The sequence below is a fragment of the Streptomyces sp. GMY02 genome (assembly GCF_019056675.1).
Classification (GTDB): domain Bacteria; phylum Actinomycetota; class Actinomycetes; order Streptomycetales; family Streptomycetaceae; genus Streptomyces; species Streptomyces odonnellii.
Genome location: NZ_CP077658.1, coordinates 6,851,316 through 6,869,674 on the forward strand (window position 1 = coordinate 6,851,316; position 18,359 = coordinate 6,869,674).

Here is an 18,359-nt window from a genome sequence, read left to right on the forward strand (position 1 = left end):
ATCCTACGCGGGGGGCGCGGGCGCGCGCCCGAGGAAGCGGAAGGCGCCGTTCTCGACCGTGTGGAAGAAGACGCCCTGCCCGGCGAACGAGCCGTCCTCCGGCTTGAACGAGAAGCGTTTGGTGACCCCTTGGTGCGTGCTCCTCCGCAGCAGTCCGACCAGCTCCTGGCGGCTGGGCCGGCCGCCCTTCTTCGCCTTCGCGGCCTTCACCAGCTCCCCGATCACCAGGTTCGCGGTGTCGTAGGCCTCGGCGGCGTAGTAGCCGGGCGGCGAACCGTACCGCTCTCGGAAGGCTGTGGTGAACGCCTTGGCCGCGGGCAGCGCGGCGGGGTCCGTGAACGACGCGGCCACCACCCAGCCGTCCGCCGCGGCCCCCGCCTCCCGGGTGAAGACCGGATCGAGCACGGCCTGCGGAGCGAGGCGCGGCTTGCTGAAGCCCGTGGCCGCCAGTTCCTTCGCGACCCGGGCGGCGCCCGCCGGATCCCCGGCGTACACGAAGGAGCCGACACCGGCACGCAGCATGTCCGCGACCACCGGCCGTAGATTCTCGGTCCCCGCGGGGACGACCCTCGGATAGAGCGGCAGTTCGTACAGCCGCAGCATGGACGCGGTGATCTGTGCCGACTCCCACGCGTACTGCTCGCCGGTACGGTCCTGGAGCACGCCGACGGGTCCGGCGGCCCCGCTCGCCGCCAGATACACGGCCAGCGGGACGGAGACGGCCGCGTCACTGGGACGGCAGTGCAGGAACGAACGGTATTCCTGCGCGGCGAGATTGAGACCGCCCGCCGAAACGCACAGCAGCGGCAGCAGCGCCTCGTCATAGCTGCCGAGCACGGCGAGGGCCGTGTCGTCGGTGGTGGGGCCGAGGACGGCCAGGACATCGCGGTCGGCGGCCATCCTCTTGGCACCCGCCGCCGCGCGCGCGGGAACACCGCCGTCGTCGGCGGTCCTCAGCGCGAGTTCGAAAGGCCTGCCGGCGCGGCGGTTGAACTGCTCGACCGCCAGCCGCGCGCCCTGCTCCTGGGCCCGTCCCGCCGCGCCGCTCCCACCCGACAGGTCCGCCTGCACACCGATCGCCCACGGGCGCGGGCCTGCCGTACGGTCGTCCTCCCCGCCGCCGCGCAGCGCGGCCCAGGTGGCGGTCCCCGCCCCCGCGGCCAGCAGGACGGCGCCGCCGGTGAGGGCGAGCAGCCGTCTGCGGCTGGGCCTCTCCTCCTGCCGCGCGGACTCCGTGGGGCCGGTGGCGTCGGACGGCTCCGCCACCGTGGGCTCGATGTCCGGCAGCGCCAGCAGCTCGGCGGACCGGTCGGCGATCAGCCGTACGACCTCCTCCGGCAGCCAGTCGACCGAACCCCTGGGAGCGTCCTCGACCAACTCCGCCGCGAGTCGCTCCGGTACGGGACGCCGCGCCGGGTCCTTGGCCAGACACGAGCGCAGCACGTCCAGCAGTCCCGGGCCGACGCCGTCCAGATCGGGTTCGTCATGAACGGTGCGGTAGAGCAGGGCGTCCGCGGTGCCCGTACCGAACGGCGGCCGTCCCGTGGCCGCGTACGCGAGAAGACAGCCGAGGGAGAAGACATCACTGGCCGGTCCCGGCGGCCCGCCGGCGGTCTGGGCCTGCTCGGGGGAGAGGAACCCCGGAGTGCCGACGACGACATCCGCCGACGTGATCACCGTGTCGTCGGCCGAGCGTGAGATCCCGAAGTCGATCAGCCGCGGGCCGTCGACGGCGAGCAGCACATTGCCGGGTTTGACATCGCGGTGGACCAGCCCCTGCGCGTGGACCTCGCGCAGTGCCTCCGCCAGCATCCGGCCCAGCACGCGCACACTGCGGACGGGCAGCGGACCGCACCGGCCGACCGCTTCGGCGAGCGACGGGCCTGGGACGAACGCGGTGGCGAGCCACGGCTCGTCCGCCTCCGGATCGGCTCCGGTGACCGCGACCGCCCACGGGCTGGACACCCGGCGGGCGGCCTGCACCTCGCGCCGGAAGCGGGTACGGAAGTCGGAGTCGGCCGCGAAGTCCGCCTGGATGACCTTGACGGCGACCAGGCCGCCGGACTCCGTACGCCCCAGATAGACCACGCCCATACCGCCCGCGCCCAGCCGGCCGAGCAGCCGGTGGCCGCCGATGGACGAGGGATCGGAGGGAAGCAGCGGGCCGGTCATCGCGGTGCCTGCAATTCGGGTGCCTGCAATTCGTCAGTCGTGCGCAGGAGCATCTCGCTGATGCCCTGGGTCAGGCCGCCGTCGATCTCGTCCCTCGTCCGCCCCTTCGACCCCTTGCCGACGACGGCCACGGTGACCTGCCCGAGGCGTGCCTGGGACCAGAAGTAGTAGTGGGGGCCGCCGAGTTCGTCGCTGTAGTACTCGCCGGACTCGGCGAGCCGGTCCTCGGCGTCGTAGTTGCTGAGATCGCCATAGGTGTTGCCCGTGGAGATCAGCCCGCTGATGCGCTCGCCCGAGCGGAGCCGCTGATCGGGACAGCGCAGCGCTTCCTCCAGCATCCCGGCCATCTCCCAGTCGGCCGCTTCGGCGTCGCGGTGGACGGTGACGACGGCGGAGACCCGGACGGGGCCCTTGCCGCCCTCGGCGGGAAGTTCGCTGGAGCGGGTCACACTGGCGAGCACGTCGGAGGGGACCGGCTGGAGCTGCCAGACGCAGTTTCCGTCCAGTACGGGCCAGGAGGCGACGGCGCTCTCGAAGGGGGTACGGGGCACATACCCGGGGCCCCACAGCCCGGGCGACCCCGCTATGGCGCGGGCCAGCCGCAACGCCTCGGCGCGGGTGCCGGGCGTACGGGCGGGATCCGGGGTGAAGCCGAGGCCGGTGGCAGAGGGACCCGGACGGGTACCACGTCCGTCTTCGGTATCCGGTCTGTCGTCGGGATCCGGGCCGGAGTCCGTCGCGCCGGCCGCCGGACTCCGCACCGGTGTCTTCACCTCCCCGGGCTCCCCACCGCCCGAGCAGGCCACCAGCAGCAGCCCTCCCGCGAGCGCTCCGTACCAACGGAGCCGCACCGCCGTACCGGCCATCACCACACTCCCCCCACAGACCCTGTGCACCCCGGTCACAGTCTGACGAGTGCTCACCCCCCGCTTCAAGGCATCCGGCGCCTCAACCTCCCCAAGTACAAAGGCAGTTCGGTCCAGGTGCCGCGACGACAGGGCCTAGCCGTCGCTCTTCGCACGCCGCCGCTTCGCCGGGAACGGCACATGGGACAGCAGGGCGGCCGCGGTGATCAGCAGGGCGAGGCCCGTGAGCATGCCGTACAGCGGCGGTCCCGGCCGGGCGATCCCCGAAGTGATCAGCAGCGCGGTCGCCGCGGCCGGCGGATGATGGGCGTTCAGCAGGACGAGCAGAAAGAGCGTCAGCCCCACCGACAGCGCCTCGGCGCTGATCTGCCGCCAGGTGTCGGTCCGCTGCTCGGCGATGGACGGATAGCGCCACAGCCCGAAGACCGCCAGGCAGAGCAGCCCGGAGGCGGCGGCACAGGTGTGTCCGAGGACGGAGCTGCGGACCTGGGCGGCCTCCGTGTGCGGGTGCGCCAGCAGGATGTACGCCGTGGGGCCGAGGGTCGTGGTGAGCAGCACCCACTCCAGCGAGCGGCCGATCGCCCCCACCACCACGAGCGCGACGGCGGCCAGGACGAACAGCCGGACTCCCGTACGCAGCCGCGCGGGCACACGGGTTGTTTGACGCACCGGCACGCGGGTTATCTCCGTACCTCCGCGGTCGCGCCGCTCAGCCCCGGTGCGCCTTCATGTCCCGGTGCGCCTTCATCAGGAACAGCCAGACCTCGCTGATCGAGGGGAAGCAGGGGACGGCGTGCCAGAGCCGTTCGACGGGGATCCGGCCGGAGACGGCGACGGTGGCGGAGTGGAGGAGTTCGCTGACGCCGGGGCCGACGAAGGTCACACCGAGCAGATGGCCCTGGTCGAGGTCGACGACCATCCGGGCCCGGCCCTGGTAGCCGTCGGCGTACAGATACGCCCCGGGGACCTCGCCGAGGTCGACATCGACCACCTGCACCCGGTGCCCCGCCTGCTCGGCCTGAGCCGCGGAGAGACCGACGGCGGCCGCCTCCGGGTCGGAGAAGAAGACCTGCGGTACGGCGTGGATGTCGGCGGTGGTGGCATGGGCGCCCCATGGCGCGGTGTCCAGCGGCTGCCCGGCGGCGCGGGCGCCGATGGCATCGCCGGCGATACGGGCCTGGTACTTCCCCTGATGGGTGAGGAGGGCATGGTGGTTGACATCGCCCATCGCGTACAGCCAGCCCGCCTCGACGCCCCGTACCCGGCAGGTCTCGTCGGTCTCCAGCCAGGCCCCGGGGGTGAGGCCCACCGTCTCCAGCCCGATGTCATCGGTGCGCGGGCTCCGGCCGGTGGCGAACAGCACCTCGTCGGCCTCCAGCCGGCCGCCGTCGCTCAGCGTCAGGGTGACCGGTCCGCCGGAGTCGGGACGGCTCAGCCCGGTGACGGAGACATTGACGCGTACGTCGACTCCCGCCTCCGTGAGCCCCTTGGCGACCACTTCGCCGACGAAGGGCTCCATCCGGGGGAGCAGGCCGGAGCGGCGGACCAGCAGCGTGACCGAGGACCCCAGGCCCTGCCAGGCGCTGGCCATCTCCACCCCGACACCTCCGGCGCCGACGATGGCGAGTCGTCCGGGCACGGTGCTGGAATCGGTGGCCTCGCGATTGGTCCAGGGCCGGGCCTCGGCGATACCGGGCAGCTCGGGCAGTACGGCGTCGCTGCCGGTGGCCACGGCCACGGCGTGCCGGGCGGTGAGAACGACGGGCGGGCCCTCGGCGGGGGTGACGGCGACCCGGCGCGGCCCGTCCAGCCGTCCGTGCCCGCGCACCAGCTCGGCGCCCATGCCCGCCAGCCGGTCGGCCTGTCCGCCGTCGTCCCAGCTCGCCACGGAACGGTCGCGGCGGCCGAACGCCCCCGGGGCACTGACCGAACCGCCGACCGCCTGCCGCGCACCGTCGACCCGGCAGGCATCCGCGACGGCGACGACCGGCCGCAGCAGGGCCTTGCTGGGGATGCACGCCCAGTACGAACACTCGCCGCCGACCAGCTCCTTCTCCACCACGGCCACACTCAGCCCGGCGGCCCGCACCCGCTCGGCGGCGGTCTGCCCGACGGGCCCCGCGCCGATGACGACGACGTCATACGTGTTCTCCGCGGAGGATCCCACTGCGTCACTCACGATCCGCTCCCGTCTTCCACGATCGGTGCCCGTCGTCCGCGTCTTCCGGCGCGTGGAGGGCACACGCCCAGACCAGAAAATACCTTTTGTGTAATTTGCTCACAGTTTTCGGCGGCACCTTACCAAGCCAGGACGACGGGGCCGCGCCTCCTGCCGGACCGGTGCGGCTCCGGCAGGACCGCGCCTGGGACGGCGGCGGCCGGAGAGAGGCAGCCCCCTCATGAACCCGTTGCTGAACCGCGTCGTCGACGCGAGCGGAGGCCTGGACCTGTGGTCCAGGACCTCGACCATCACCGCGGACGTGTCCGTCGGCGGCCCGATCTGGGCGGTCAAGGGCTGGTCGGACGCCGCCCTGCGCGATCTGACCGTCACCGTGGACATCGGACGGCAGCACACCGTCATCACACCGTTCACCACGCCCCACCGCAGTGTGGCGTTCGACAACACACGTAACACCGCGCTCGACGGTGTGTCGGCCACCGGCGCGCCGGAACGTGTGGTGCTGCGCGACACGGCCGGCGAGATCGTGCAGGAGCGCACCGACCCGCGCGCGGCCTTCGCGGGCGTGCCGCGCTCCGCACCGTGGGACGCGCTGCAACTGGGGTACTTCCTCGGCTACGCGCTGTGGAACTACTTCACCGCTCCCGCTCTCCTCCTCCGTCCCGATGTACGGACACGGGAGATCGAGCCGTGGCGCGAGGCCGGCCGGACCTGGCGCCGCCTGCGCGTGCGCTTTCCCGCCACCCTGGCCACGCACAGCCTTGAGCAGACCTTCTACTACGACGCCGACGGCCTGCAACGGCGCATGGACTACGTCAACGGTGTTTGTCAGCGCGAAGACGACCGTCTTGGCGATGTCGTCCGTTGTGCCGATACGGCGCGAGGTGTTCTCCTTCGACAGACGCGCGAAATCTCCGCCTCAGTGCGTGCCGGCCTCGGCGGTGTCCAGATCACGGTCGACCCCGTGCGGAACGACATGCTGCCCCGGTTCCAGCTCCAGGCGCTTTCCGTCCAGCAGGACTTCTAGGCTGTCCGGCTCGAAGGAGACCATGTCGTTGACCCGGCCGACCTCGGGGTACGCGTTGCGGTAGGTCCATGCCGCGCGGTGCGCGCCATCGATGTCGTAGTAGTCGCACACGCCCTTGTACGGGCAGAACGTCTGCCCTTCCACGGGGCGCAGCCGGCTTTCGTCGATGTCGGAACGCGGTACGTACCAGCGCGGCGCGAATCCCGACTCGTACAGCACCATCGGGTGCGCGGAACGGGCCACCACATCGCCTTCGGAGCGGACCTCCAGCGTGCGTGAGGTGCCGCGGATGTCGATGCGGTGGTACGCGTCGGCGGCGTGCCCCAGGATCCGGTCGTCCTCCTCGTAGAAGGCGTCCATCGCCCGCCAGGCGAAGGCGATCCGCCCCCTCAGCTCGCCCGCGTACCCCGGCGGGCCGGTCAGCTCCCAGGCCGCGCGCTCGGCGGTGCGGTCACCGGCCCGTACGGCATACCAGGCGATGTCGCCCAGCTCCTTGTGCGAGGTGATCCGGTCGCTCGCCGTCAGTGCGTCCAAGCGCACATTGCCGCGCGGGAAGTACGCCACCGGGTAGCGACCGGCCTCGTGCAGCAGGACCACGTCCTCGCTGTCGGCGATCCACTCGCCGTTGAAGAGCACCCGCATCCGCCGGCGCAGCGGCTCGGCGAACAGCAGCCGCTCGGGCAGCGGATCGGGCGTCAAGAAGTGTCCTATCCGGCCGGTGGACAGCGGGCCTTGCTGCCATGACAGTCCCATGACCGTTCCTTCCCGTCGCCGGGTCCGAGGCTGCCCCCTGTCCACGATGCACCCCGGTGAACCACCGCGCGACCCGGACTGCTCTAATGCGTATCTTGACGCTATAGCCATTAATCGTGATGGGCAAGGCGGTCATGCTGGCTGATCCATCAGTGGGTCACGCGAGTTGATGGCTCGCTGGACGCTTCGTAATCTAATGGGTACGATCCGGATGTGAGCATTAAGGTGACGGTCGAGGAGTTGCAGGCGGCGGGCTTCCCCATGGGTGGGGAGCCGCTGGTGGCGCTGGATCTTGTGGACACGGTGATGACGGTCAGGGATCCGCCGGTGGATCTGATCGGGGATCCCGCTGCCGGGGCGGTGTGGTGGGGTATTCAGGCGCGTCGTCTGCCGCCCGGTCCGGTTCCCGCTCCCGCCGCGGTGCGGCGGCTGCGGGCGGCCGTCCGTGATGTGCTCGACGCGCGGGTGGAGGGGCGTGCGGCGGACCCGGCGTCGGTGGAGGACATCAACGCGGCCGCGTCGTCGGTTCCGCGCAGCCCGCGCCTGGTCACGGCCGGGCCGGAGATGCGTGAGGAGACCCGCTGGCATGTCGAACACGGCGGGAACGCGGCGCTCGCGGCCATCGCCGGCGAGGTGATCGGACTCCTGGCCAGTCCCGGGCGGCTGGAGCTCCTGCGCAGATGCGGCAGCCCGGACTGCTCGATGCTGTTCCTCGCCGAGAACAGGCGCCGCAAGTGGTGCGTGGGCAATGTCTGCGGCAACCGCACCCGCGTCGCCCGCCACTACGGACGCACCCACCCCAGGGACACCTGACCACACCCGACCACACCCGACCGCACACAAAAGCTGCCTGAATCAACTGAATTCAGTGCAAGGCTGGGCATATAGACCTAAGTGTGTAACCGGACAGACCCATCGAACGAAAGGACCAGTCCCATGACGTATCCCGTGCACTACCGAACCGCCACCGTCAACGGCCTGGACGTGTTCTACCGGGAGGCGGGCAACCCGCAGGCACCCGCCCTGGTGCTGCTCCACGGCTTCCCGACCAGCTCGCACATGTTCCGCAATCTGATCCCGGCCCTCTCGGACCGCTACCGGATCATCGCCCCCGACCACATCGGCTTCGGCCAGTCGGCGATGCCGGGCCTGGACGAGTTCCCGTACACGTTCGACGCGCTCACCGACATCACCGCCGGGCTGCTCGACCACCTGAACGTCAACCGGTTCGCCATGTACGTACAGGACTACGGCGCCCCCGTCGGATGGGGGCTCGCCCTGCGGGACCCGCAGCGCATCACCGCGATCATCAGCCAGAACGGCAACGCCTACACCGACGGCTTCGTCAAAACCTTCTGGGACGGCCTGTTCGCCTACGCCCAGTCACCCGGCCCCCAGACCGAAGAGCCGGTGCGCGCCGCGCTGACCGCCGAGATCACGCGCTGGCAGTACGTGAACGGCGTGGCCGACCCCAGCCTTGTGAGCCCCGACAACTGGGTCCACGACCAGGCGCTGCTGGACCGGCCAGGCAACGACGAGATCCAGCTCAAGCTGTTCCGCGACTATCCCACCAACGTGGACCGCTATCCGGCCGTCCACCAGTACTTCCGTGAGTCCCAGGTCCCGCTGCTCGCCGTCTGGGGCGCGAATGACGAGATCTTCGGCCCCGACGGAGCCCGCGCGTTCCAGCGGGACCTGCCCAAGGCCGAGATCCACCTGCTCGAATCCGGGCACTTCGCCCTGGAAAGCCATCTGGAGACCATCACCGAGCACATCCGCGACTTCCTCGGCCGCGTCATCGTCTGACGGGGTCCGACGGGCCGCGTCATTCGACCCGCCCACCTGCGATCCGGCCACCTTCGATCCGCCCACCTGCGATCCGGTCACCTTTGATCCGCCCACTCAGGAGAAGCGTGATGGCGACGCTGCTTTCGGTGAATGTCGGTATGCCCAAGGACGTTTCCTGGCAAGGCAGGACCGTCCACACCGGGGCGTGGAAAGTACCTGTCCAGGGCCCCCGGATGGTGCGGCGTCTGAATATCGACGGCGACGGCCAGGGAGATCTGGAAGGGCACGGCGGGGAGTACCGGGCCGTGCTCGTATACCAACTGGATTCCTACCGGTACTGGCGAAAACAGCTCGAACGCGATGACTTGCGGTTCGGTCATTTCGGTGAGAATTTCACCGTCGACGGGCTCGCCGACGACGAGGTGTGCATCGGCGACCGCTACCGGATGGGCGAAGCCGAATTCGAGGTCACCCAGCCACGCGTCACGTGCTACCGGGTCGGAATGCGTCTCGGAGTGCCCGCCATGGCCTCCCTGCTCGTCGCCCACCACCGCCCCGGCTTCTATCTGCGCGTCATCGAAGAAGGCCGGGTCCAAGCGGGCGACGAGATCATCCGTACCCGTACCGGGCCGGGAGCGCTCAGCGTCGCCGATATCGACGCGCTGCTCTATCTGCCGGGCCGCGATCCGGCGAAGCTCCGTACCGCACGGTCCATCCCGGCCCTGAGCCCCGGCTGGCGGCAGTCCTTCGACGAACTGGCGGAAGCCGCCGATCAGGCCGAGGCCGCGGCCCAGCCGGACAAGGGGACCGCCCGGTGGCCGGGGTTCAAACCGCTGCGCGTCGCCCGCGTCGTCCCCGAGACCCCCACCGTGTCCTCGATCCACCTCGAACCCACCGACCGTCAGCCACTGCCCGCGGCGCGGCCGGGCCAGTACCTGGCGATCCGCATCACCGACGGCCCTCAGCCCGCTCCGGTACGCAGCTACTCGCTGTCCTCCGCGCCGGGAAGGAGCGACGCGGGTACGGGCAACTCGGATACGGGCGACGCGGGAAAAGGCGACGCGGGTACGGACAGCTACCGCATCAGCGTCAAGCGTGAGCCCCACGGCCTGGTGAGCACGTACCTCCACACCAAAGTGCGCCCCGGGACGCTCCTGGATGTCGCGAGCCCCCGAGGCGACTTCGTACTCGGGGAGGGCACCAGCCCCGTCGTACTGCTCTCCGCCGGCATCGGTGTCACCCCCGTGCTCGCCATGCTGTACCGACTGGCCTCCGAACGTGACCCGGGGCCCGTGTGGTGGATCCACACCGCACGGAACCGTGAACAGCACGCCTTCGCCGACGAGGCCCGCCGCCTCCTGGCCCGACTGCCCGACGCGCACCAGCACATCTTCTACACGGCACCACCCGACGAGACCCGGGCCGGGCGGCAAACACATGTCACATACGGGCACTTGACCCCCGAGGCTCTGGCCGCCCTGGGGATTCCGACCGATGCCGACGTCTATCTGTGCGGGCCGGAATCCTTCATGACCGACATCGGCAAGGCCCTGGGGGATCTCGGCTTCCCGCGTGACCGCGTCCACACCGAACTGTTCGGCGCCCGGACCCCCATCAACCCGGGCATCGCGGCCGCGGCGGCCGCAGCCGCACGCCCCCACCAGCCCCCGGGCCCGCCCGGCTCCGGCCCCCTCGTCACATTCACCCGCAGCGGCATCTCCGCGCCCTGGTCGGCGGTCTACAACTCCCTGCTGGAACTCGCCGAAGCGTGCGACATCCCCACCCGCTGGTCCTGCCGCACCGGCGTCTGCCACACCTGCGTCACTCCTCTCGTCTCCGGCGAGGTCGACTACACCACCCCACCCCTGGAACCCCCGGCCCCCGGCAACACCCTCATCTGCTGCGCCACCCCGACCACCGAGGTCCTCGTCGACCTGTGAACAAGCGCGCCGGCCTGATCAATCGCGTCGGCGACGGCGAGGACCGCCACCCGGTGCGGCCGGCCGCTCGTTCAGCGGCGGGCTGGCGTTTCATCGTCAACTTGCCGGCCCTGGTTGCCGGCTCACGCAACCCGGACGCCAGTGGTGGAATGGGCCTGAAGCCAGACCTCGGACCAGTACCGCGCCGCCGTCCACACCGATGATCGTGCCGGTGGCGTAGGTCTGCTCCATGCAGTAGAGGTAGGCGAGCGCGATCTCCTCCACCCGACCGGTGTGCCCGACCGGCGTCGTCTTCGCGGTGGCCTCGTACAGCGCGTCGCGGTCCGTCTCGCCCATGGCCGACCACAACGGGCTCTCGACCACGCCCGGACGCACGAGATTGACCCGGACCGGGGCGAGTTCGAGAGCGAGTTCGCGGGTCAGGGCCTCCATCGCGCCGCAGATACTGGCGGCCACCGCCCAGCCCGGAGCCGGACGCGGGCCCGCCGAGCCACCGGTGAGCGTTACCGACCCGTCCCGGCTCAGCCGCGGCATCGCCGCCCGCACCGCGGCCAGTACCCCGAAGTACCGGATCTCGAAGAACCGGCGGGCGGTATCCACGTCAAGATCCGCGATCGGCGCGAGCGTCAGCGCCTCTCCCGAGGTGTACACCAGGTGATCGAATGCGCCGATCCGTTCGAAAACCGCGTCGAGCGCGTCGGCGTCACGTACGTCGACCGCATGGCCGGTCGCGCCGGGCGGCAGTTCCCTCAGGGCGCGCTCCACACTCGCCTGCCGCGCGGAGACGACCACGACCTGAGCACCGCGCTCGGCCGCCGCCCGAGCGGTGGCCTGCCCGATACCCGACGTCCCGCCGATCACCACGACCCGCTGTCCGCTGACGTTCATGGCGGTGGCTCCTCTCTTCAGCTCTTCCGTAGCTCTTCGGTGTTCCGACCTCAACGATCCGTTCCGCACCCGGTCGGTGTCCAAGACCCTCCGTGACCGCTGTGATACCTTCAAGGCATCACAGATGGCCAGGAGGCATGCATGGACCTGGACCTTCGCAAGATCCGGTACTTCATGGCCGTCGCGCGGGAGCTGAACTTCGGACGCGCGGCCCGGGAACTGCACATCGCCCAGCCCGTGCTCTCGCGCCAGATCCGGGCGCTTGAGGCCGAACTCGGCGTCCAGTTGTTCATGCGCGACAGGCGCCGTACGGAACTGACCCCGGCCGGCGAGGCCCTGTACGCGGACGCGGCACCGCTGCTGGCCGGCGCCGAGGCGCTGCGCCGCCGCGTAGGACGGGCCGCCCGCGGAGCCGACAGCTTCACCGTCGCATTCATGCCCGGACTGATCGTCACCGGCGCCGTCCGCGCGCTGACGGCCGCTCACCCGCGGATGGCGGTCGACGTACTGCGGACGAGCTGGGCGGACCAGGTGGAAGTCCTGCGTGACGGGCGGGCGGACGTGAGCTGCGTACGCCTGCCGATCGACCAGCGCGGACTGAAGGTCAGGGCGTTGTTCGACGAACCCCGCGTCGCCGTGCTGCCCACCGGGCATCGCCTCGCGAGCAAGAGCGAACTGCACCTGAGCGACCTCGCCGGTGAAACACTCCTCCAGCCCCACGCCGCGGTCCCCGAATGGCAAGCGATGACCGGCGACACCGCGCCGAGTGAGCCTCCGGCCGCGCTCGCCGTCGAGGAGAAGCTGGAGCACGTCGCCGCCGAGCGCGGCGTCGTGATCCTGCCGCAGTCGGCCGCCGGCTTCTACCACCGCCCCGACGTCACCGCGATCGCGATTGCCGACATCGGCCCGAGCCGTGTCGCCCTGGCCTGGGACGCCACCCGTCGCAGCCGTCTGATCAGCGAGTTCGCCGACCTCGCGGCGACGCATCTGCGGGCTCCGTAAGACGTCCGAGGCAGGTCGATCGGCGCATCGGCGACGCATCGGCCCGACGAACGGACACAGGTCCCCTGGCCACGCGCCGACGGCACAGGCAAAGTGTGGATCTTCCGGAGCGCGATCTTGCTTCCTATGCTCTGGCCATGACTTCACAGAAGGACCAGCAGCGCCACGCGCTCGCCGAGTTGCGGGAGTTGGCTGGTCTGCCGCTGGGCGCCGGGCAGATCTTCCGGAGGGCCGACGAGGTGCTGCGCGGGGCTCTGGGGTACGACGCGGTGTGCTGGCACGGCACCGACCCCGCGACCGGTCTGGTCACCTCGGTGCTCACCGATGATCTGCGGCTGGAGGATTTCCGGCAGGCGGTGGAGCTGGAGATCTGGACCGAGGACGTTTCCCAGTTCGCCGGTCTGAGGCGCAGCGGCCGCATGGCCGAATCCCTCAGCCGGGCGACGATGGGCCGCCCGGCCACCAGCCGGCGCTTCCGCGAGCAGATAGCCCCGGCCGGGTTCGGTGACGAACTGCGGGCCCTGTTCGACGCCGCGGGCGCCTCCTGGGGCTGCGCCGCCTTCATGCGCGCCCCGGACCGGGGTGCCTACCGCCCCGGTGAGGTGGCGCTCGCCCAGCGCGCGGCCCGCGTCCTCGGTGTTGCCCTGCGGCGCAGTCAGATGCGTGCCACGGGTTCATCGGCGGGCGAGCATCCGCCGGCGGTACTGCTGCTGGACTCCCGCAACCGGGTGGTGCGCGCCGACGACCGGGCCGAGATGCTGCTCAAGGAGATCGCCGACGACGCGGTGGGTGTCTTCGCGGTACCGACCGCGGTGCTGATGGCTGTGGAGCAGGCCAGGGCGGCGAAGGCCGCGGCGGGCGTGCCGCCGCGGCTGCGGGTCCGTACACACGCGGGGGAGTGGTTCGTGCTCAGTACCTCGATCATGGGCAGCGCCGCCGACCACATGGCGGCGGTGGTGATCACTCCGGCGAGCGCGGCCGACGTCATGCCCGTGGTGTTCGCCACGTACGGTCTGACCGTCCGCGAACGCGAGGTGGCCGTACAGGTTCTGCGGGGCAGTGACACCCGGGAGATCGCCCGGGCGCTGTCCCTGACACCACTGACCGTGCAGGACCACCTCAAGTCGGTGTTCACCAAGGCGGGGGTCCGCAGCCGGCGCGACTTCGTGGCCAGCCTCGTCGCCTCGCAGGTACCGGAGATCTGGAACTGATCCCGGGCCGGCTGTTCTCCCCGGTGTCCGGGACAGCGTCGCTCCGCGACCGCCGGGATTCCGGCTCCGGTTGCCCTGCGTCGGCGGGGGGTGGGGGGCGAAGCGTCCCGGCTCCGCCCCCTCCCCCCCGTACTCCGCCCGATGCGTGCTTACGGCCCGCAGTCGATGATGGTGGTGGAGACCCAGTGATCCTCGTAGTAGACGCTGAAGGTCTGGATGCTGCAGAGGGTGATGCCCTGGAGCGACCTGATGCCGCCTCCGCCGCTGCTGCCGCCGGGGTCTCCCGGCAAGCCGCCCGGCAGGCTCACCAGGGTGCCGTCCCCGTAGGCCGTGCTGCCGTTGCCGCCGCCGGTGGAAGTGTGCGCGGGCACCGACGCGGGGGCCTTGCAGTTCGCGCCGTCACGCAGGATCTCCGCGTTCTCGGACGCCTGGGTCTTGAACTGGGCGGCGTAGGCGGTCTTCGACATCGCCTGATTCGCGAACGGCCAGGTCTCCGCCCTGACAGCGGCGATGAACAGGGTGGCGCGGGAGAACTCGGTGGTGCCCATGCTGTACATCATGTCGATCAGGACGGCTCTGCGATTCGGCAGCAGGGTGTACCAGAGGTCGGGGAAGATCTCCTCCAGCGTGGTGATCGCCGCGTTGAAGTCGGCCTCGAAGAGCGTGATGATCTGGAACGAGGTGAGGTTCTGGGTGCCGTTGCGCACCGCGGTGTAGTCGGCGCCCACGGCGGCGAGCAGGGCCGGGGCGTCCGGGCGGTCGAGGTTGAACCCGACGCCGACGGTGGGGTGGCCCTGGTCACTGATGTAGACGTGCGGGTCGCCCTTCACGCCGTTCTTGCTGTGGTGTCCGGCGACGTATGCCTTGATCTCCTCCATGGTCATCTGCGGAGGTATGGGTACCTCCGGAGCCGGGTCCGTCGGGGACGGGAACTTCGGCGGGGTGGTTCTCGGCGGGCAACCGGTCGCCGCGGCGGCGGGGGTGGTGACGACCGGCACCACGGCCAGTGCCGAGGCGGCCAGCACCACGGCCAGCAGCCGGGACAGACGCGATCTGTATCGGGACACAGCATCTCCATGCGTTCCGGGGAGCGTTCTGGGGGGATGCGTTCATGATCGGGTCCGTCGCAGCCCAGGCACCATCCCGGAAATCTGGGGGATCCCCGAGACCGGTATACAAGGCACCCGCACCCCGGAAAACACGAAGTCCGGACAGAGGCGAACCTCTATCCGGACCTGCTCACTGCTTCTGCATCACCCTGTGGGGCAACGGTTTGTGTCCGAGGGGGGACTTGAACCCCCACGCCCGATAAAGGGCACTAGCACCTCAAGCTAGCGCGTCTGCCATTCCGCCACCCGGACCAGGTGTCTGCCGGGCGGCTCGGGGCCGTTCCGACGTGGGAAACCATAGCAAACATTCGGCGGTGCCCGATCACCGCTCGATGCTGTACGGGGCCGTCGGCGGGGGCTTCGGGAGGGCGGGGTGTGTGTCGGGCACATGTCGGCCGAGGAGCGGTCTTGGGTGCCGGGGTGGTTCGCGGGAGGATGTGGGGACCACCAGCACCGACCGTGGGAGTGAGCAGCGTGACCGAGTCGAACGCGGGCAGTACCGTCTCCGGCGAGGACGAGGTCGTAGGCCTCTGCCGTGATCTGATCCGGATCGACACCAGCAACTACGGCGACCACTCGGGACCGGGGGAGCGGGCCGCCGCCGAGTATGTCGCCGAGAAGCTCGCCGAGGTGGGCCTCGAACCGCGGATCTTCGAGTCGCACAAGGGCCGTGCCTCGACCGTGGCCCGGATCGAGGGCGAGGATCCCTCCCGGCCCGCCCTGCTCATCCACGGCCACACCGATGTCGTCCCGGCCAACGCCGACGACTGGCGCCACCACCCGTTCTCGGGCGAGATCGCGGACGGCTGTGTCTGGGGCCGGGGCGCCGTCGACATGAAGGACATGGACGCGATGACCCTCGCGGTCGTACGGGAGCGGATGCGCAGCGGTCGCAAGCCCCCGCGCGACATCGTGCTGGCCTTCCTCGCCGACGAGGAGGCGGGCGGTACGTACGGGGCGCGGTATCTCGTGGACAACCACCCGGATCTCTTCGAGGGCGTCACGGAGGCGATCAGCGAGGTCGGCGGCTTCTCCTTCACCGTCAACGAGAATCTGCGGCTCTACTTGGTGGAGACCGCGCAGAAGGGCATGCACTGGATGCGCCTGACGGTCGACGGCACCGCGGGGCACGGCTCGATGACCAACAACGACAACGCCATCACCGAGCTGTGCGAGGCCGTGGGCCGGCTCGGCCGCCACCAGTGGCCGGTGAGGGTGACCAAGACCGTACGGTCGTTCCTGGACGAGCTGTCCGACGCCCTCGGCACCCCGCTCGACCCCGAGGACATGGAGGCCACGCTCGCCAAGCTCGGCGGGATCGCCAAGATGATCGGCGCGACCCTGCGCAACTCCGCGGCCCCCACCATGCTCGGCGCCGGCTACAAGGTGAATGTGATCCCCGGCCAGGCGACCGCCCATGTCGACGGCCGTTTTCTGCCCGGGTACGAGGAGGAGTTCCTGGCCGACATCGACCGGATCCTCGGCCCGCGGGTCAAGCGCGAGGACGTGCACAGCGACAAGGCCCTGGAGACCAGCTTCGACGGGAAGTTGGTGGACGCCATGCAGACCGCCCTCTCCGCCGAGGACCCGATCGCGCGGGCCGTTCCGTACATGCTCTCCGGCGGCACCGACGCCAAGTCCTTCGACGACCTCGGCATCCGCGGTTTCGGTTTCGCTCCGCTGAAGCTCCCGCCCGAGCTGGACTTCGCCGGGATGTTCCACGGTGTGGACGAGCGAGTGCCGGTGGACGGGCTGAAGTTCGGCGTCCGCGTACTCGACCGGTTCATCGACAACAGCTAGGGCCCCGCCCGGGTTTGCCCCGTTACGCAAGCCTTGCGACCGTCAACAATCGCCAGCGCGTGCGCACTTGACTGAAAAGAGTGAATCGGACCATACGCTCGTAGCCCCATTGGTTCCTCCTCGTTACACGTGTTGCGGCCCGCAGTTGGGGTCGTGTCTGTCAACTAGGAGGAAAAAAATGATCAAGAAGATCGTCGCCGCTGCGGCTGTCACCGGCGGTCTGGTGTTCGCGGGTGCAGGCATGGCCGTCGCCGACTCGGACGCCCAGGGTGCCGCCGTGAACTCGCCCGGTGTGGTGTCTGGCAACGTCATCCAGGCGCCCATCCATGTCCCGGTGAACGTGTGCGGCAACACGATCTCCGTGATCGGGCTGCTCAACCCCGCCTTCGGCAACACCTGTTTCAACAAGTGACACCGTCACTCGCACCCGTAAGGGTCTGAGCCCGAGCGGCCCCGGAGTGCGCGCCATGCACTCCGGGGCCGTTGGGCCTCCTGCCCCGGCACCGATGCCCAGGGCAGTCCCGGAAAGGCAGAAGGCAGGGATCACACAATGCGACAGGTCACGCGCAAAGGCCTGATCACCATGGCGGCCGCGGGCGGCGTGCTCGCGCTCGGCGGCGGTCACGCGCAAGCGGACTCGGGAGCCGGGGGAACCGCGGCGAAATCTCCGGGCGTGCTGTCCGGCAACAATGTGCAGGTGCCGGTGCATGTCCCGGTCAATGTGTGCGGGAACACCGTGAACGTGGTCGGGGTGCTCAACCCGGCGTTCGGCAATGGCTGCGCCAACGCGGGGGGCACGTCCCCCGGCGGCTCCGGCGCGCACGGCGGCGGCTCGCACACCCCGCCCCAGGGCAGCGGCTCCCACCAGGGCGGCTCCCACTCCAACGGCTCGCAGCAGGGCGGATCGCACCCGGGCGCCTCACACACCTCGCCCGTCGGCGGATCCCACGCGGAAGGCGGTTCGGCGAACTCTCCCGGTGTCGGCTCCGGCAACACGATCGAGGTGCCGATCGACATCCCGGTGAACGCCTGCGGGAACAGCGTCACCATCGGCGGCCTGCTCAGCCCCACCACCGGCAACGCCTGCGCCAACGAGTCGCCCGTCACCCCGCCGGCCAAGCCCGAGCGGCCCGGAAAGCCGGTCACCCCGGCCCCGCCCGGGAAGCCCATCCAGGTGCGCGCGATCCCGCCGTCTCCCAACGTTCCGGAGACGAAGACCGTCGCACAGCCCCGACCCACCGAGACGCTCGCCGAGACCGGTGCGGGCGCACTCGGGATCGCGATCCCGGTGGGCGCCGGGCTCCTGGTCGCGGGCAGCCTCATCTACCGCCGCGCCCGCGCCGCCGCGTAATCGAACGCGTACGGCCGGTACGTACGGCGGTGAGTACGGACACGGGCGGGCCTCGCCACAGCGGGGCCCGCTCCGTCGCACTCACCAGGTGGCGCGTACCTGACGGATGATGCGCCGGCGCAGCCGCACCCTGCGACTGCCGTCCCGGTGGAGGCTCAGACGGTCCAATTCCCAGTGTCCGTACTCGGCATGGTCGGTCAGCAGACGGGTCGCTTCCTTGCGGGAGACCCCGCGCGGCACGTACACGTCGACAAATTCGTATTCCGGCATCGC

General features: G+C 70.4%; 17 protein-coding genes and 1 tRNA gene. 9 read left to right on the forward strand and 9 right to left on the reverse strand.

The window, feature by feature from the left end; translation table 11 throughout:
• Positions 1 to 3 precede the first annotated feature (3 nt).
• From KQY30_RS29100 to KQY30_RS29115, 4 genes are all read right to left on the reverse strand, one after another.
• Positions 4 to 2,172: a bifunctional serine/threonine-protein kinase/ABC transporter substrate-binding protein gene (locus KQY30_RS29100; protein WP_217309445.1), complete on the reverse strand. Its 2,169-nt coding sequence runs from the start codon at positions 2,170 to 2,172 to the stop codon at positions 4 to 6.
• Complete coding sequence (locus tag KQY30_RS29105; RefSeq protein ID WP_217309446.1) at positions 2,169 to 3,038, reverse strand: hypothetical protein; 870 nt, start codon at positions 3,036 to 3,038, stop codon at positions 2,169 to 2,171. Before KQY30_RS29105 ends, KQY30_RS29100 begins: the two co-directional genes overlap by 4 nt.
• Before the next feature lie 135 nt (positions 3,039 to 3,173).
• Entirely contained in the window at positions 3,174 to 3,707 is a 534-nt protein-coding gene (locus tag KQY30_RS29110) for an HPP family protein (protein WP_217309448.1), read from the reverse strand.
• 40 nt (positions 3,708 to 3,747) lie between these two features.
• A complete protein-coding gene (locus KQY30_RS29115; protein ID WP_217309450.1) occupies positions 3,748 to 5,217 on the reverse strand; it encodes an NAD(P)/FAD-dependent oxidoreductase in 1,470 nt (489 codons plus the stop codon).
• Positions 5,218 to 5,437: 220 nt separating this feature from the next.
• On the opposite strand from KQY30_RS29115, the gene KQY30_RS29120 reads away from it, so the two are divergent.
• On the forward strand, positions 5,438 to 6,244 hold the full coding sequence (locus KQY30_RS29120) for a hypothetical protein (protein WP_217309452.1): 807 nt from the start codon (positions 5,438 to 5,440) through the stop codon (positions 6,242 to 6,244).
• Here KQY30_RS29120 and KQY30_RS29125 read toward each other — a convergent pair.
• On the reverse strand, positions 6,137 to 6,997 hold the full coding sequence (locus KQY30_RS29125) for a DUF427 domain-containing protein (protein WP_217309453.1): 861 nt from the start codon (positions 6,995 to 6,997) through the stop codon (positions 6,137 to 6,139). The genes KQY30_RS29120 and KQY30_RS29125 overlap by 108 nt on opposite strands.
• 213 nt (positions 6,998 to 7,210) lie before the next feature.
• On the opposite strand from KQY30_RS29125, the gene KQY30_RS29130 reads away from it, so the two are divergent.
• From KQY30_RS29130 to KQY30_RS29140, 3 genes are all read left to right on the forward strand, one after another.
• Positions 7,211 to 7,810 carry an ABATE domain-containing protein gene (locus tag KQY30_RS29130; RefSeq protein WP_217309455.1) on the forward strand — a complete coding sequence of 200 codons (600 nt, stop codon included), beginning with the start codon at positions 7,211 to 7,213 and terminating at the stop codon, positions 7,808 to 7,810.
• A 123-nt stretch (positions 7,811 to 7,933) separates the two neighbouring features.
• Positions 7,934 to 8,803: an alpha/beta fold hydrolase gene (locus tag KQY30_RS29135; RefSeq protein ID WP_217309457.1), complete on the forward strand. Its 870-nt coding sequence runs from the start codon at positions 7,934 to 7,936 to the stop codon at positions 8,801 to 8,803.
• Between the two features lie 110 nt (positions 8,804 to 8,913).
• A complete protein-coding gene (locus tag KQY30_RS29140; protein WP_217309459.1) occupies positions 8,914 to 10,725 on the forward strand; it encodes an MOSC and FAD-binding oxidoreductase domain-containing protein in 1,812 nt (603 codons plus the stop codon).
• A 96-nt stretch (positions 10,726 to 10,821) separates the two neighbouring features.
• On the opposite strand, the gene KQY30_RS29145 is transcribed toward KQY30_RS29140, so the two are convergent.
• Positions 10,822 to 11,613, reverse strand: a complete 792-nt coding sequence (locus tag KQY30_RS29145; RefSeq protein WP_217309460.1) for an SDR family oxidoreductase — start codon at positions 11,611 to 11,613, stop codon at positions 10,822 to 10,824.
• 141 nt (positions 11,614 to 11,754) lie between these two features.
• Here KQY30_RS29145 and KQY30_RS29150 point away from each other — a divergent pair, with 141 nt between their 5' ends.
• On the forward strand, positions 11,755 to 12,615 hold the full coding sequence (locus tag KQY30_RS29150) for a LysR family transcriptional regulator (protein WP_217309461.1): 861 nt from the start codon (positions 11,755 to 11,757) through the stop codon (positions 12,613 to 12,615).
• Between the two features lie 137 nt (positions 12,616 to 12,752).
• Positions 12,753 to 13,826, forward strand: coding sequence for a helix-turn-helix transcriptional regulator (locus tag KQY30_RS29155; protein ID WP_217309462.1), 1,074 nt, complete (start codon positions 12,753 to 12,755; stop codon positions 13,824 to 13,826).
• Between the two features lie 149 nt (positions 13,827 to 13,975).
• Here KQY30_RS29155 and KQY30_RS29160 read toward each other — a convergent pair whose 3' ends face one another.
• Both KQY30_RS29160 and KQY30_RS29165 read right to left on the reverse strand, forming a co-directional pair.
• Complete coding sequence (locus KQY30_RS29160) at positions 13,976 to 14,893, reverse strand: hypothetical protein (protein ID WP_217309463.1); 918 nt, start codon at positions 14,891 to 14,893, stop codon at positions 13,976 to 13,978.
• Positions 14,894 to 15,102: 209 nt separating this feature from the next.
• A tRNA-Leu gene (locus tag KQY30_RS29165) sits at positions 15,103 to 15,187 on the reverse strand.
• Between the two features lie 222 nt (positions 15,188 to 15,409).
• On the opposite strand from KQY30_RS29165, the gene KQY30_RS29170 reads away from it, so the two are divergent.
• From KQY30_RS29170 to KQY30_RS29180, 3 genes are all read left to right on the forward strand, one after another.
• Positions 15,410 to 16,735, forward strand: coding sequence for a M20/M25/M40 family metallo-hydrolase (locus KQY30_RS29170; RefSeq protein ID WP_217309465.1), 1,326 nt, complete (start codon positions 15,410 to 15,412; stop codon positions 16,733 to 16,735).
• A gap of 178 nt (positions 16,736 to 16,913) precedes the next feature.
• Positions 16,914 to 17,147: a chaplin gene (locus tag KQY30_RS29175; RefSeq protein WP_217309467.1), complete on the forward strand. Its 234-nt coding sequence runs from the start codon at positions 16,914 to 16,916 to the stop codon at positions 17,145 to 17,147.
• A 138-nt stretch (positions 17,148 to 17,285) separates the two neighbouring features.
• The gene (locus KQY30_RS29180; protein WP_217309469.1) at positions 17,286 to 18,086 is read left to right on the forward strand and encodes a chaplin; all 801 of its coding nucleotides are present in this window, start codon (positions 17,286 to 17,288) and stop codon (positions 18,084 to 18,086) included.
• 81 nt (positions 18,087 to 18,167) lie between these two features.
• On the opposite strand, the gene KQY30_RS29185 is transcribed toward KQY30_RS29180, so the two are convergent.
• The gene (locus tag KQY30_RS29185; RefSeq protein ID WP_005319466.1) at positions 18,168 to 18,356 is read right to left on the reverse strand and encodes a DUF5703 family protein; all 189 of its coding nucleotides are present in this window, start codon (positions 18,354 to 18,356) and stop codon (positions 18,168 to 18,170) included.
• Positions 18,357 to 18,359: the final 3 nt, after the last annotated feature.

Coding starts and splice junctions, on each gene's coding strand:
- KQY30_RS29100 (WP_217309445.1), bottom strand. CDS start 2,172: ATGACCGGCCCGCTGCTTCCCTCCGATCCCTCGTCCATCGGCGGCCAC.
- KQY30_RS29105 (WP_217309446.1), bottom strand. CDS start 3,038: ATGGCCGGTACGGCGGTGCGGCTCCGTTGGTACGGAGCGCTCGCGGGA.
- KQY30_RS29120 (WP_217309452.1), top strand. CDS start 5,438: ATGAACCCGTTGCTGAACCGCGTCGTCGACGCGAGCGGAGGCCTGGAC.
- KQY30_RS29125 (WP_217309453.1), bottom strand. CDS start 6,997: ATGGGACTGTCATGGCAGCAAGGCCCGCTGTCCACCGGCCGGATAGGA.
- KQY30_RS29135 (WP_217309457.1), top strand. CDS start 7,934: ATGACGTATCCCGTGCACTACCGAACCGCCACCGTCAACGGCCTGGAC.
- KQY30_RS29140 (WP_217309459.1), top strand. CDS start 8,914: ATGGCGACGCTGCTTTCGGTGAATGTCGGTATGCCCAAGGACGTTTCC.
- KQY30_RS29145 (WP_217309460.1), bottom strand. CDS start 11,613: ATGAACGTCAGCGGACAGCGGGTCGTGGTGATCGGCGGGACGTCGGGT.
- KQY30_RS29150 (WP_217309461.1), top strand. CDS start 11,755: ATGGACCTGGACCTTCGCAAGATCCGGTACTTCATGGCCGTCGCGCGG.
- KQY30_RS29155 (WP_217309462.1), top strand. CDS start 12,753: ATGACTTCACAGAAGGACCAGCAGCGCCACGCGCTCGCCGAGTTGCGG.
- KQY30_RS29175 (WP_217309467.1), top strand. CDS start 16,914: ATGATCAAGAAGATCGTCGCCGCTGCGGCTGTCACCGGCGGTCTGGTG.
- KQY30_RS29180 (WP_217309469.1), top strand. CDS start 17,286: ATGCGACAGGTCACGCGCAAAGGCCTGATCACCATGGCGGCCGCGGGC.
- KQY30_RS29185 (WP_005319466.1), bottom strand. CDS start 18,356: ATGCCGGAATACGAATTTGTCGACGTGTACGTGCCGCGCGGGGTCTCC.